Genomic DNA, 12,292 nt, shown 5'->3' on the forward strand with positions numbered 1-12,292 from the left:
GATTGTTTCGAAAACCCAGACTTCTATCAATCGAAACCCGCAACCAGTTTTGAGCCTGTGTCATAGGTCGTGCTGGTCAAGCAGCCCGATGCCAAAGTAATTATTTCACCGCACCAATCTGCGGTGCGCGCTCTATCACATGACACGCAGCGTAACGAGCACAACCCAGCCATTGATGAACACGGCCGAAACGGCTGGAAAAAGAAGACCTAGATCGGGTCGCCTTACAAAATTCCAATTTATGCAACAACGCCAACGTTCAAGGCGTCTCGTTTGAATACTCGAGTACGCATGGAATCAAGGTATCCCAGAATCCGATCGGGAATGACTGGCTTTTGGTAATAGGTCACCCATTCCGGAATTTTTCCACGGACCTCGGCCTCTTCTCTGGTCAGGCAGGACAAGACAACTGCGTCCAACGAATAGTACACAGGGTCGGTCTGCATGACTTCAATCAAGTGAAACCCGTCAAATGGTTTCATTAATAGATCCGTCACCACCAAGTCTGGTCGACCACGTTCCAATTGAATCAGTGCAGTGGACGCATCGCTTGCCACGATGAGCTCAATAGGGTGGCTGCACCTGGTCAAAATGGTTTGGAAGAATTTGACTTGTGTTTGGTCATCCTCAACAAGTAAAACTTTCGTAGCCCTCGTCGTCACCTTGCTTCCTTGCTGCTGCAGAAGCGCTGCTGTTCCCATCATTTTTTGTATCGATGCACGCGCGATTCTACGGTGCCCACCACTTGTGAGCCAGGCCTCTAAGTCTCCGCGGTCAACTAGTTTCTGAACAGTTGTCAAAGACACGCCCATTAATAGAGCAGCTTCACGCGTGGTCAGCATACCGATTTCTTGGTTGAATTCAGGAATTGAGGCCGGTGTTGGGAATAACGCCATTGGTTTTTTAGAAATCATAAATAAATGTTAGAAATTTTTCCTATTCTCATATTAAACACTTAATTCATAGGAACTTTAAAAAAAATGTTTTATACGCCTTTTTGTAAGTAGATATTTCACGGATATGACAGTTTTGTTGCCTTTTTTGCTTCTAAAAAATGTAGTTTCAACGTGCAATTTGTTGCACGACATGACAATGACACACTTTTTTTATAAATTTCATATATTGATTTTTTATAAACAAAGGCAAAAATGCTAAACGTAGAAATCCTATACGAAGCGCTTGCGGCGAGTGCTGCAGATGAAAGCAAAGGCGCAACAACGCTGATCACCAAAGCAGAGCAACTCTCTCGCCCGCAGCACGCTATCACGCCGGATACAACCAGTGAAGAATTGCGCACCAAGTTCAGTGAATTGAGCGGTGTCGCCACCATCGCCGTGACTGAGGACGGCAAGCCCATAGGTATGGTCAACCGCAATATCTTCATGGAGCAATATGCCAGGCCGTATGCCCGTGAACTGTATGGCCGAAAAACTTGCATCGCCTTCATGGATAAGACCCCTCTGATCGTGGACAGCAAAACCCCGATTGAGGTCTTGGTGAAATCCGCCGTGGAGTCTGGTGGTAAGGTATTGACGGACGGTTTCATCACGACCATTGATGGCCAATATCAGGGCGTGGGTACTGGGTTCGATCTGATGAAGGCAATGTCGGAGATCGAGGCCGAGAAAACACGCCAATTGATGGCATCGATCAACTACGCATCACTGATCCAGCGCTCGCATCTGGTCGAGTCTGACCACGTCCTGCAAAACGATATTGGTGACTATGGTCTGATGTGGTTGCCACGCGATATTGTTGGTGGTGACGCCTATTTCTTTCGGAAAGTTGAGGACGGCGTATTTGGCTGTGTATTTGATTGCACGGGCCATGGAGTGCCCGGCGCCTTCATGACATTAATTGTGATGTCGTTCCTTGAGCAGTGCGTACAGGCCGCTGCATCAGGAATCATGCCCGGAGAGATTTTGGGCAAGCTCAATGCCTATGTAAAACGAGTCTTACGTCAAGACGACCGTGGCTCAAGTGAAGCAGCGTCATTCGAAAAAACTTCCAACGATGGCCTCGACGCAGCGATGTTCGTGCTGAGCAATGACCAGACCTCCATGCGCTTTGCTTCAGCCAAGTTGTCAATGCTGCTGAGCCGAAAAGGTGCAGCAGAAATTGTTGTCGTGGAGGGCGAGAAGCACCCTGTCGGTTACGCAGATACTATGCTCTCCACCGTTTGGCCTACACAAACCGTGGATCTTGGGCTGGACTGTTTGGTGATGATTCCTACCGATGGTGTCATCGATCAAATCGGTGAATCCAGACGAATTGCCCATGGAAAGAAGCGATTGATCCAGTTTCTGTCAGACAACCGGCACATGAGCTCTTTGCAATTGATACCCACATTTGATTCAGCCTTCGGAGAATGGCAAGGCAATCAAAAGCGCCGTGACGACGTAACCATGCTGGCGTTTCGTACGAAGTCCGATTAAGACAGGCCGAAACAAATAACCGAATTTCTACCCACCGTACACCAGGAATAAAAAATCATGAATCTTGCAAATTTTGAGATCTTCCAAAAGCAAGCCCGCACCGCAGGCATCGTCTTTTATCACACCGGCGAATTTAACGGACCGATCATTTCAGCCGCCGCTGAATCTCTGAAATCGCGCATGCAAGAGTCTGGCGCCTCAGGCCCGGCCACCCGAAAACTCTTTTCGACGTTTGTCGAAATGGCGCAGAACATACACCATTACGCAACTGAAACCCCCGACCTTGCCCACGCCAATCTGGCAGGCAGCGGCACCATCAGCGTAATCAGAGGCGCTGACGAATACTGGGTCATCTGTGTCAACCGAATCGAGACAGCCCAGATTCCCCGTATCACCGAGAAGCTTGACTCCGTGCGCTCAATGAGCCTTGAAGAAATCAAGAAAGCCTACAAAGAACAGTTGAAAAACTCTGAACACGAAGAAATGAACAAGGAAAGCAAAGGCGCAGGCCTGGGATGGCTCACCGTGGCACGTGACTCCAAGCAACCGCTTGAATACAGTTTTTCATCTGACTCGGTGGGCGATGGCAAGTACGCCTACTTCCTGGTCAAAGCCGTCATCTAATTTTTCACCACCGACCCAACCCGATAAAAGGAAATTGTCATGAACGCTATCCGTGCCGAACGTACCCAAGTAACGCCCGAAGTTGTCTTCTCCATGATGGACAACAAACTTCACATCTCTGGGGAATGCTACCCAGAAAATCCACTGCCCTTCTTTACACCCATCGTTAGTGCATTGAAAAAACACCTGACGACTACCATGCCAGATAATTTCGAAGCGCACATGCACCTGCAGTACGTCAATAGCGCTTCTACAAAAGGCTTGCAGTCCATCATTTCCGTTCTGAATGATGCCGGAGTCGCTGGCTCAGCTATATCTGTGTTCTGGGCGCATGATCCGGAAGACGACGCACTAGAAGAATTGGGCATGGATCTGGTTGAAGATTACAACCACGTTCAGTTGCACCGTGTGCACGTTGCAGCATAAGCAACCAGATTGTGGTGACTTGTGAGTGGAATAGCGAATTTTGAAACTTCTCAAGCAGTTGCTCTGAGCCTGTCGAAGGCATGGCAATTCCTGAGTGGCGAAACAGGTGAGTTCGATGTCCTTATCGACTGGACATCGAATCCCGCAAATCCCACTTTTGCCGAGTTCAGCGTTTTCATGCCCCTGACGGTCGACGCGGAATCTCGTACTGCCGGAGTCGGTGTCTTGATCCAGAGGGAAGACGCAACCATAGTGGCAAGCCACATGTTCGGTCTTACTAAGGACGAGGTCAACGAGGACGATCTTCGTGATGCCTGCGCTGAAGTCTGCAATGTAATCTCTGGCTGCATTACCCCCCAAGTCAGCGCTTCTAACGACATCAAAATTGGCCTTCCATCGCTGGTTTGCGCTTCAGAATTTGAACAAATATCACAGGGCAGCGTTCTTATCTTGACATATATGTCTGGCCTAAAGATCAAACGTCTGTTCGTACTAATCTATGGCGTCTTTTTGGCGCCAAGTATGGCTTAAATCATGGACACCCCAATCATTCAACTGTCAAAGCCACTCAAGATTCTGATCGTGGACGACAGCCGCGCAATACAGGCCATCATTAAACGAGCAATTGGACACTGTGGTTACGATCCCATTGAAATATTTACGGCGGCTGATGGTGAACAAGGCATTGAACTTGAAAACCTAAATTCCCCTGACCTGATCATCACGGATTGGCACATGCCAAAAGTGAACGGCCTGGAGATGCTGCAAATCATTCGCCAGCGAGGTCGCAGGACTGTGCGCGTCGGGTTTGTCACTACTGAGCGTACGCCCACCATGCTCAATGAGGCCAACCTCAATGGCGCAGCTTTCATTTTGCATAAACCCTTTGATGACGCCGAACTTATAGCTACAGTTCATGCGACTGTGAGAGACATTGTGCACGAGCGCCAGATTGCGGTGGGGGAGCGCGCGGGACTCAAAGAAGATCAGAGCCAGACTTCAGAAGATGATTCCCAGCAAAGCGCCGACCCTGTCCCCTATGACGAGATGCAAATAGCGTTGACGACCAAGTTTGGAAATCTTCCCTTTCGCCTCATTTCGAAGGAAAAGTTATCGACCGAGATGATGACGCCAAACAACCTTCTGGGTTTGTATTCCGCAACGGACCGAAAAGGGGTCTACGGTATCGGGGTGATGGATGCCAATGCAGTGTGCATCGTCGGTGGCGGCGCTGCAAGAAAAACCCCTCTAGAGGTGCGTGCAGCAATGGCCAAAGGTGAACCCGACAAGTTGATGCTGGCCAAGGCTCATGAGTTCTTGAACACGATAGCACAAACCATGACAATAACTGCACCCGATGACGCGGGTGATGTGTCGCTGGCGAAATCGAGTGTTGTGAAGAACACATTTTCCAAGCTTGCAGAGATCGTGAGCCAAGTAAGTCATCGCTCCGACTTTCGGCTGTCAATCCCAGGCTACGGGGAAGGGAGAATGGCCTTCTTCCTTTTGAGCGCATGACATGGCTCGATGCTGCAAGCCTATGCGTGTTTCTATGCAACATCGCCTTTATGGTCGGTGCGGGAATGCTGCTGCTCAAGATACTGGGATCGGTTCAACACTCTGAGTTGTTCTCTCAGAAGGTGTTGGACGAGAACATTGAGGCTACTGCCCAATTACGCAGGGCCTGCAATCAGCTCGCGACGCAGATAGAACCAACACAGTCCGAAAACAAATTCCATGAGACGTCTATCGGAAAAGCCCACATGGCACTGTCCCTTCAGGTACGCAGCCTTAGTGATCAACTTCAAGCCTCATTGGCGGGAGATGCGCTCGCACACCAGCTGCAGGCCAAACAGGCAAACGAGGAACTGACTCAGCGCATGCGCGACAAGCTCAAAGATGTCTTGACCCAAAACATTCAGTTGAAGGACGAAATCGGTCGCACAAAGGCTAAGCTAACTGCTGCATCGAATTCCAGTCACGATATCCAAAGTGGCATGACTGACGTGCAAGGTGCGAGCCCGGCAGTCATTAAGGAGATGGCTCAAAGAGCGCAAGACTTGAGCGGCCATCTACAAGAGGCCCAAAGACGGGCACATGCGGCAGAGAAGCTTGCCGAGGCCAATGCCATCAAGCTCGAAGACATGCGTGAGGCGCTCAGTGCCAAGAGTTTTGGGGACAGTGCCTGTGAGTCAGTTCAAATGGAAAAGCTGCGCACTCAAAACGAAGCGATGGCAGCACGCGAACGGTCGCTGCTGGCGCGCATCGAATCCATGGAAATGGAATTTCAGCGCAATTTGACCGAAAAATCGTTCATCGAAGAACGGTATGTCAAGCTAGATGCAGCTGAGCCATATTTCAATTGAATGTCAAGCATGAAACTTGTTCAATTTATGTATTCCAGCATCCTAAATGACAAGAACGAGGCCCTGTTAAACGACATTTTGCTGGTGAGCAAGCGCAACAATGTTCGAAATGCCATTACCGGAATGATCTACTACGACGATGGCCGTCTAGTTCAAGTGCTCGAAGGCCCTTCATTGATTGTGGAGAACACATTTAGCAGGATCGCCTGTGATCAACGCCATAACAACTTGAACTACATCGGATGCAAGGTTATCGAGAGGCGTGAGTTTCTGATGTGGGACATGGGCTTCCTAAAGATTCCTGGTGCCGATATTGAACAGTCATTCAGTCGCTACGCCCTGTTTCGCTTTGGTTCGAATCTGCTTGACGAGCGAGCTGCACATGGTATTAGCGCAAACGAAAAGGCTGACCTGATGGAGATAAATTCGCTCGCTGTTTTTGCTCCTAAAGATGTCAAGGCACTTTCACACTCCGCGTCATCGACTCGTATGGAGCGCGCATAAAAACCCAAAAAAATACTGTTCTCTCGGCTGATGAGAGGGCCGGAAAACTTGCTGAGATTGACCGGCGCGATGCGTCGCTTAAGTTTGCATCTTCCCGTCGCCATACCATTAGTCCTTCAATTTCAGTCAATTAGCGCACTCTAACTGGCGAAATTATTTTCCAATTATTGAGAGTATTTTCATGCACCTCGTAACAAATCTAGCGCGCCAGTACAGCAATAAATTAACGGGAAGTAACCTGTATGACATCAGGCAATGTGACCCGACTGGCGTAATCGCGCGACTCATAAATGATAACTCCCTAGATATTGTGTGGCAGCCAATCGTAAACATGCTCAACGGCTCCATCTTCGCCCACGAAGCATTAGTAAGAGGACCCAAGGACAGTATCTACTACTCGCCAAATGCTTTGCTTAAGATCGCGAGGAGTGAAGATTCTTTGGTTGAATTTGAAATAGCTTGTGTAGTAAAGGCGCTGGAAAACTGGGCAGACAAACGGCATGGCGGACAAATATTTATCAATGTTTCAAGCAGCGCATTGACCCACAACTATCGTGGAAAAACCGTCGGCGCAATCACATCATCTATCAAGCACTTTGGCATTTCGCCCGAAGAGGTGATCTTTGAAATCACAGAATATGAACATATCCTGGATATTCCTGACTTCATTTCCATTGCGAGCATGCTTCACAGTGCCGGTCTGCGCTTTGCACTCGATGATTTTGGAGACGGTTGCTCAAGTTTGCGGTTGTGGTCCGAGTTGGCACCGGATTTCGTGAAAATCGATAAATACTTCACCCAAGACATTTCCACAAACGCCTCAAAGGTCAAGACCGTCAAGGCACTGATGCAGATGGCCGATAACTTTGAATGCGCTCTGATTGCCGAAGGAATTGAAAATGCGCAGGACCTGCGCGTTCTGCGCGACCTGGGCATACAACTCGGGCAAGGCTATTTCCTGGGTAGGCCGCAACCCAAGCCTCTGCACGCGGTCGAGGAAGAGGCTCTGTCCATATTTTCGGGCAGGCCCATCTCAAAATTGCCATGTCAGCCGTCAGCCCCGCAGAAGATCACCCTGCGTGAATCGATGATTATCATTCCGCCGTCTTTGACACGAGAAGACAGCAATGCCGAGGTAGTTAAGATATTCGCAGACAACCCCGGCTTTCACGCGCTCGCAGTCGTGGAGGGGGGGTTCCCCGTGGCAATCATCGCCCGCGAGGAACTACTCACGCAAAGTGCTAAACCGTACTTCAATGAACTCTTTGGCAAAAAGTCTTGTATGCGCCACGCAAACATAAACCCGCGCACGGTTGAACTGGATCAGGATGTGCAGGACTTGATTGGAATTCTGACCTCCCAAGACCAGCGTTATCAGTCTGAAGGCTTTATCTACACAAAGAATGGCCGCTATGTCGGAATGGGGATGGGAGAGCATCTTGCGAAGTTGGTCTCGGAGTCGCGCCTAGAAGTTGCAAAGCATGCCAATCCATTGACTTCTTTACCCGGAAATATCCCAATTTCCACCCATATCAACCACTTGCTGAAACGTAAAGGCAACTTTGTCGTGGCATACGCAGACTTGGCGAACTTCAAACCCTTCAATGATTTCTATGGCTTTTGGCAAGGTGATGAAGTGATCAAGCTTGTGGCCGCCACGATGCTGCGGCATTTGGACGACGCCTTGGACTTTGTTGGGCACGTTGGCGGCGATGACTTCTTGCTCGTATTTCAAAGCGAAGATTGGCATGCAAGGCTGAGTAAAGGCATTGATGAGTTCAATCTGGCGGTGGTGAAACTGCACGATGAGGACGCAATACGAGCCGGTGGCATATTGGCTGAAGACAGGGACGGGACCAAACGTTTCTTCCCGATGACCACGCTATACGCAGGCGTTGTCCATGTCCATAACGGCCCATACAAGAGTGCGTCAGAGGTGTCGAGTGCTGCTGCAACGGCGCGACACCTAGCCAAAAAAGAGGGTGTCAATATTTACATTAATGACGTTCCTGCCCGGATGGCGCAGTGGATTTCTTGAACCGCCACCTTTGAAAACTTCGTGTCTACCTATTAAATAGGACCTATGAAAAATCTGTCAATCTCCCTGCGCCTGAAAGTACTGGTTGTAGTAATGTCGCTTCTGCTTGTCGCTGTAGGGGTACTGGGCCTGCAAGCGGCAGCGACATCCATCGAGGCCCTGCGCTCCGTTTATGAGGGGCAAACCGCACACATTGGTCATTTGGCGGAGATCAGCCGCCTTACGTTGCGCAGTCGCCTTGACATTGCCAACAGCGTGCTCGATCCCACGCCTGAGCAAATCAGCAAGAGCATCGACGATCTGGACGCCATCTTGGTAGCAGCCGATAAGCAGTGGAAGGACTTCGTGGCGACCGAACTCACGACAGATGAGAAACGCACTTCACAGCAGTTTGATAAAGATCGCGCAGAGTTCATTGAAAACGGCATCAAGCCAGCCGTCGCTGCGCTTAAGCTAAATGACATTGACGCGACGCAAAAAATCTTTCTTGAAAGGATTAGCCCCTTGTACCTTCCGGTGGGAGCAGGGCTAGACGCGTTGGTAAAGATCGAGTTAGCCCAGGCCAAGGACGAGTATGCTAAAGCGAGCCGGGGTTACGAGAATACTCGCATACTCTTGGTCATTTTTGTGGTGTTTGGTTTGGGGTTCTCCGTCATTGCGGGATGGAGTCTCATCTCGGGTATCAACCGTTCCCTGAACAAAGCGCTTGATATCACTAATGCGGTTGCCAATGGCGACTTGGCACAGGTGATTGATGTCAATGGGCATGCTGAGGTTTCCAAAGTGTTACAGGGGCTATCCAAAATGCAGGAAAGTCTTGCACAAGTGGTCGGAGCGGTGCGCCAAGTTTCGCAGGCCGTGGCTACCTCCAGCGCCGAGATCGCACAAGGCAATATGGATTTGTCTGACCGTACTGAAAACCAAGCCAGCGCCTTGCAGCAAACGGCGTCTTCCATGTATCAATTGGGTTCGCAAGTGCGGCATAACGCTGAATGTGCGCAGATGGCCAACAAGCTCTCCATGGAGGCTTCTAGCGTGGCAGTGCGCGGCGGTGATGTGGTGGCCCAAGTGGTTGACACCATGAAAGAAATCAATGAATCATCACGCAAGATCAGCGACATTATTGGTGTGATCGACAGCATTGCCTTCCAGACTAACATCCTGGCCCTGAACGCGGCTGTGGAGGCAGCAAGGGCCGGTGAACAGGGTCGAGGATTTGCTGTGGTGGCATCCGAGGTTCGCTCCCTTGCGGGACGGTCAGCAGATGCGGCCAAAGAAATAAAACGGATGATTAACGCTAGTGTTGAGCGCGTAGAGCACGGCACGGCGCTGGTAGACCATGCTGGAGAAACCATGAATGAGGTGGTTACCTCCATTCGTCGCGTCGCCGATATTGTGGGGGCGATCAGTTCTGCCAGTCAGGAGCAGTCGGTCGGTGTAGCCCAAGTGGGCGAGGCTGTATCAAAGATGGACCAGTTCACCCAGCAAAATGCTGCCCTGGTTGAAGAAAGCGCTGCCGGTGCGAACGCGCTTAATGAACAGGCTCTAGAAATGGTGCAGGCAGTGGCTGTGTTCAACTTAGGGAACAACGTTCTTGCCGTGAAGGCCGTTACGACCCGTGCCTCAGTCCGGTCGCCTATCGCCAAACCTAGCTTACACCATGGACGCGAGCGTCGCGTGGTGCCGCACAGAGCTCCCGCCAACGCTCATGCCATGGCAGTCACACCAGGACAAGAGCAGTGGGAGTCCTACTGAGACCGAATATGAATATCTTTAACCTGATTGCCCGTCTGACCGCGCCACTTTCCATGGACCTGCTGTTTTTGACCTCAACCACATTCTCAGCACACGCAATGTGGACCGAGCTAAACGTAACTGGATACCTAGAGGCTAAGTATGTAGAGAGTCTCGCGTAGTCGCAGTCTAATGCCCCGCTCATTCTGGTGTATCCGCAGGGAAGTACTAATTTTGTCAAAACAGTGTTCCCGCTAGCAACAACTTTCAGCTCAATTCGCTGACAGTGGAATAAATATTTATTGGATCAAACCATGGAAAACGCAACCGTTGAAATGCAGCCACCCAGTCAAGCTGCCACTGGAAACCCTAGTGAAAACCGCCCGGAAGACGTCATTGAACCAACGCCAACTGTGTTTGGATATCAAAGCCGCGTCGAACGGGTCCTAATTCAAGGTGATGTGAGCATACGTATAGCAGGTGGATTTCCTCAGATTGGAAAATTGCTGGATGCATCCATGCTCGGCCTGTCAGCCGTAATGGATATTCAGATGGCACGGGGCAAGATTTACGAGTTGCAAGGGAGGGTTTATCGCAAAGGCCGCTTTCATGAGTTCACCATGCAGGCTGTTTGCATCTATTCGACGTTGAACGGACGAGGTTTCAAGATGGGATTCAAATTCGGTCCGATGAACGAGGCGACAACCACAAATTTCGCCGCAATGATTGCGTAAATTCGAAAGGAAAAAAATCAATGCATTTTGCGAATCAACCACCAAAGAAAAAAAAGTTGAATACCCGCGAAAATGATATCGAATTGATGAGCCTGATTGCAGATGAAAAAACCCTCACTCAGGCTGCATCTAAGTTGGGCACAACCACTTCCACAGCAATCACGCTTGCAAGGGATTTTGTCAACGCTGTGCTCGATGGCAGGCGTTGGGGTTGGAACCACGAAGTCAGGTCTGCATTCGAGAAGAAATTGCATGTGATTTTTTCTGAACATTATGAATTTCTAGCTGAGGTCGTTGTGAAATTCAAAATCGAGATGCAATACGGTTCGTTTCAACAATGGCAGGAATCTCTTTGCAAATTGGAAAGAAAACTGCGTATGAAAAAGACGTGCGTCAAGGCTTTGACGTGGACTGCAGCTGTGGACTCCCGACTAGGACCCCCCGACGAAAAGATTGAGAAGGAGCTCGATAGTCTAAGTTCCCTAGTGCGAAAACGTCGAATGGTTCTGGGAGTCATATTCTTCAAATCAGCGACGATGGGTGCAAAAACTAAAAACACTTCGGCACACCGGTCATTCAGTTCTAACACGTTGATGCAGTCTGTATGGTCTGCACCTCTGTCAAGCAACCAATCAGCCTCTTAATAGAGCACCAAATAGAGAACCCAATATGTCTGTATCCCGATTGCGTTTCCTTGTTGTCGATGACTTCTCGACAATGCGAAGAATTGTAAAAAATCTATTGAAAGAATGCGGATATGACGATAGCGATGAGGCCGAGGACGGCGTCGTTGCGCTCCATAAACTCCGTAATTCCAAGTTTGACTTTGTTGTGTCCGACATCAATATGCCCAACAAGAACGGTTTTCAACTGCTTAGCGAGATCAAGAAAGACGAAAATCTCAAGCACATTCCTGTACTTATGGTGACCGCCGAGGCCCGCAAAGAGGACATTATGCTGGCTGCCCAACAAGGGGCTGCTGGCTACATCGTTAAACCGTTCACCAAGGTAACGCTGGAAGACAAGGTGAACACGATCATCAAACGCAACGCGCTTGGTGCCTAGCAGCCTTATAGTTTTTGTCGCGATATGCATAACCGACAATCCCCGTTATGTTTGATTTCCACAAAAGTTTGATCAATATCACGCTGCATATGGTCTACAAATGGTTTCAATATCCGCTTTAACCCTTGAATTCAACCGGTCGATGCAATCCCTGATGCCAATCCAACTAAGCCCATTGGGGCGCTGACTGGCGTTGTTGCACAACGGTCGTTTTCTTGACATCACAGAACCATGTATAGGTGCTGCACTTTTTGAGGCGGTACGTGTTCATCAAGTCATTCGCAAATCAATGTGATGGAAACGTATGAGTCGGCAAGTCACTGAACTACACTTCCATTAACCCGCCTGTCGTGGTGGTCGGCTTGC

13 protein-coding genes are annotated in these 12,292 nt (G+C 49.6%); 12 read left to right on the forward strand and 1 reads right to left on the reverse strand.

The features are described from left to right. Positions 1–239: 239 nt before the first annotated feature. Complete coding sequence (locus tag WCG50_RS13325; protein WP_336900091.1) at positions 240–914, reverse strand: response regulator; 675 nt, start codon at positions 912–914, stop codon at positions 240–242. 234 nt (positions 915–1,148) lie between these two features. Here WCG50_RS13325 and WCG50_RS13330 point away from each other — a divergent pair, with 234 nt between their 5' ends. The 12 genes from WCG50_RS13330 to WCG50_RS13385 all read left to right on the forward strand — a co-directional run bounded on the left by WCG50_RS13330 (position 1,149) and on the right by WCG50_RS13385 (position 11,926). After that, complete coding sequence (locus WCG50_RS13330; protein ID WP_336900092.1) at positions 1,149–2,435, forward strand: SpoIIE family protein phosphatase; 1,287 nt, start codon at positions 1,149–1,151, stop codon at positions 2,433–2,435. A gap of 57 nt (positions 2,436–2,492) precedes the next feature. Further along, the gene (locus WCG50_RS13335; protein WP_336900093.1) at positions 2,493–3,059 is read left to right on the forward strand and encodes a SiaB family protein kinase; all 567 of its coding nucleotides are present in this window, start codon (positions 2,493–2,495) and stop codon (positions 3,057–3,059) included. A 39-nt stretch (positions 3,060–3,098) separates the two neighbouring features. Continuing rightward, positions 3,099–3,485 carry a DUF1987 domain-containing protein gene (locus WCG50_RS13340; protein ID WP_336900094.1) on the forward strand — a complete coding sequence of 129 codons (387 nt, stop codon included), beginning with the start codon at positions 3,099–3,101 and terminating at the stop codon, positions 3,483–3,485. Positions 3,486–3,506: 21 nt separating this feature from the next. Continuing rightward, positions 3,507–4,016 carry a chemotaxis protein CheX gene (locus tag WCG50_RS13345; RefSeq protein WP_336900095.1) on the forward strand — a complete coding sequence of 170 codons (510 nt, stop codon included), beginning with the start codon at positions 3,507–3,509 and terminating at the stop codon, positions 4,014–4,016. Positions 4,017–4,019: 3 nt separating this feature from the next. Next, a complete protein-coding gene (locus WCG50_RS13350; RefSeq protein WP_336900096.1) occupies positions 4,020–5,003 on the forward strand; it encodes a response regulator in 984 nt (327 codons plus the stop codon). Beyond that, entirely contained in the window at positions 5,000–5,851 is an 852-nt protein-coding gene (locus tag WCG50_RS13355; RefSeq protein ID WP_336900097.1) for a hypothetical protein, read from the forward strand. Before WCG50_RS13350 ends, WCG50_RS13355 begins: the two co-directional genes overlap by 4 nt. Positions 5,852–5,860: 9 nt before the next feature. Next, the gene (locus WCG50_RS13360; protein ID WP_336900098.1) at positions 5,861–6,355 is read left to right on the forward strand and encodes a BLUF domain-containing protein; all 495 of its coding nucleotides are present in this window, start codon (positions 5,861–5,863) and stop codon (positions 6,353–6,355) included. A 181-nt stretch (positions 6,356–6,536) separates the two neighbouring features. Further along, positions 6,537–8,393 carry an EAL domain-containing protein gene (locus WCG50_RS13365; protein ID WP_336900099.1) on the forward strand — a complete coding sequence of 619 codons (1,857 nt, stop codon included), beginning with the start codon at positions 6,537–6,539 and terminating at the stop codon, positions 8,391–8,393. Between the two features lie 45 nt (positions 8,394–8,438). Further along, positions 8,439–10,148: a methyl-accepting chemotaxis protein gene (locus WCG50_RS13370; protein WP_336900100.1), complete on the forward strand. Its 1,710-nt coding sequence runs from the start codon at positions 8,439–8,441 to the stop codon at positions 10,146–10,148. Positions 10,149–10,441: 293 nt separating this feature from the next. Continuing rightward, a complete protein-coding gene (locus WCG50_RS13375) occupies positions 10,442–10,861 on the forward strand; it encodes a hypothetical protein (protein ID WP_336900101.1) in 420 nt (139 codons plus the stop codon). 20 nt (positions 10,862–10,881) lie between these two features. After that, a complete protein-coding gene (locus WCG50_RS13380) occupies positions 10,882–11,505 on the forward strand; it encodes a hypothetical protein (RefSeq protein WP_336900102.1) in 624 nt (207 codons plus the stop codon). Between the two features lie 25 nt (positions 11,506–11,530). After that, positions 11,531–11,926 carry a response regulator gene (locus tag WCG50_RS13385; RefSeq protein ID WP_336900103.1) on the forward strand — a complete coding sequence of 132 codons (396 nt, stop codon included), beginning with the start codon at positions 11,531–11,533 and terminating at the stop codon, positions 11,924–11,926. Positions 11,927–12,292 lie beyond the last annotated feature (366 nt).

Source organism: Rhodoferax sp. (genome assembly GCF_037143375.1).
Lineage (GTDB): Bacteria > Pseudomonadota > Gammaproteobacteria > Burkholderiales > Burkholderiaceae_C > Rhodoferax.

Bases quoted from the DNA above. Each gene is read 5' to 3' on its own strand.
- WCG50_RS13325 (WP_336900091.1), bottom strand. From the start codon at position 914: ATGATTTCTAAAAAACCAATGGCGTTATTCCCAACACCGGCCTCAATT.
- WCG50_RS13330 (WP_336900092.1), top strand. From the start codon at position 1,149: ATGCTAAACGTAGAAATCCTATACGAAGCGCTTGCGGCGAGTGCTGCA.
- WCG50_RS13335 (WP_336900093.1), top strand. From the start codon at position 2,493: ATGAATCTTGCAAATTTTGAGATCTTCCAAAAGCAAGCCCGCACCGCA.
- WCG50_RS13340 (WP_336900094.1), top strand. From the start codon at position 3,099: ATGAACGCTATCCGTGCCGAACGTACCCAAGTAACGCCCGAAGTTGTC.
- WCG50_RS13350 (WP_336900096.1), top strand. From the start codon at position 4,020: ATGGACACCCCAATCATTCAACTGTCAAAGCCACTCAAGATTCTGATC.
- WCG50_RS13355 (WP_336900097.1), top strand. From the start codon at position 5,000: ATGACATGGCTCGATGCTGCAAGCCTATGCGTGTTTCTATGCAACATC.
- WCG50_RS13360 (WP_336900098.1), top strand. From the start codon at position 5,861: ATGAAACTTGTTCAATTTATGTATTCCAGCATCCTAAATGACAAGAAC.
- WCG50_RS13365 (WP_336900099.1), top strand. From the start codon at position 6,537: ATGCACCTCGTAACAAATCTAGCGCGCCAGTACAGCAATAAATTAACG.
- WCG50_RS13370 (WP_336900100.1), top strand. From the start codon at position 8,439: ATGAAAAATCTGTCAATCTCCCTGCGCCTGAAAGTACTGGTTGTAGTA.
- WCG50_RS13375 (WP_336900101.1), top strand. From the start codon at position 10,442: ATGGAAAACGCAACCGTTGAAATGCAGCCACCCAGTCAAGCTGCCACT.
- WCG50_RS13380 (WP_336900102.1), top strand. From the start codon at position 10,882: ATGCATTTTGCGAATCAACCACCAAAGAAAAAAAAGTTGAATACCCGC.
- WCG50_RS13385 (WP_336900103.1), top strand. From the start codon at position 11,531: ATGTCTGTATCCCGATTGCGTTTCCTTGTTGTCGATGACTTCTCGACA.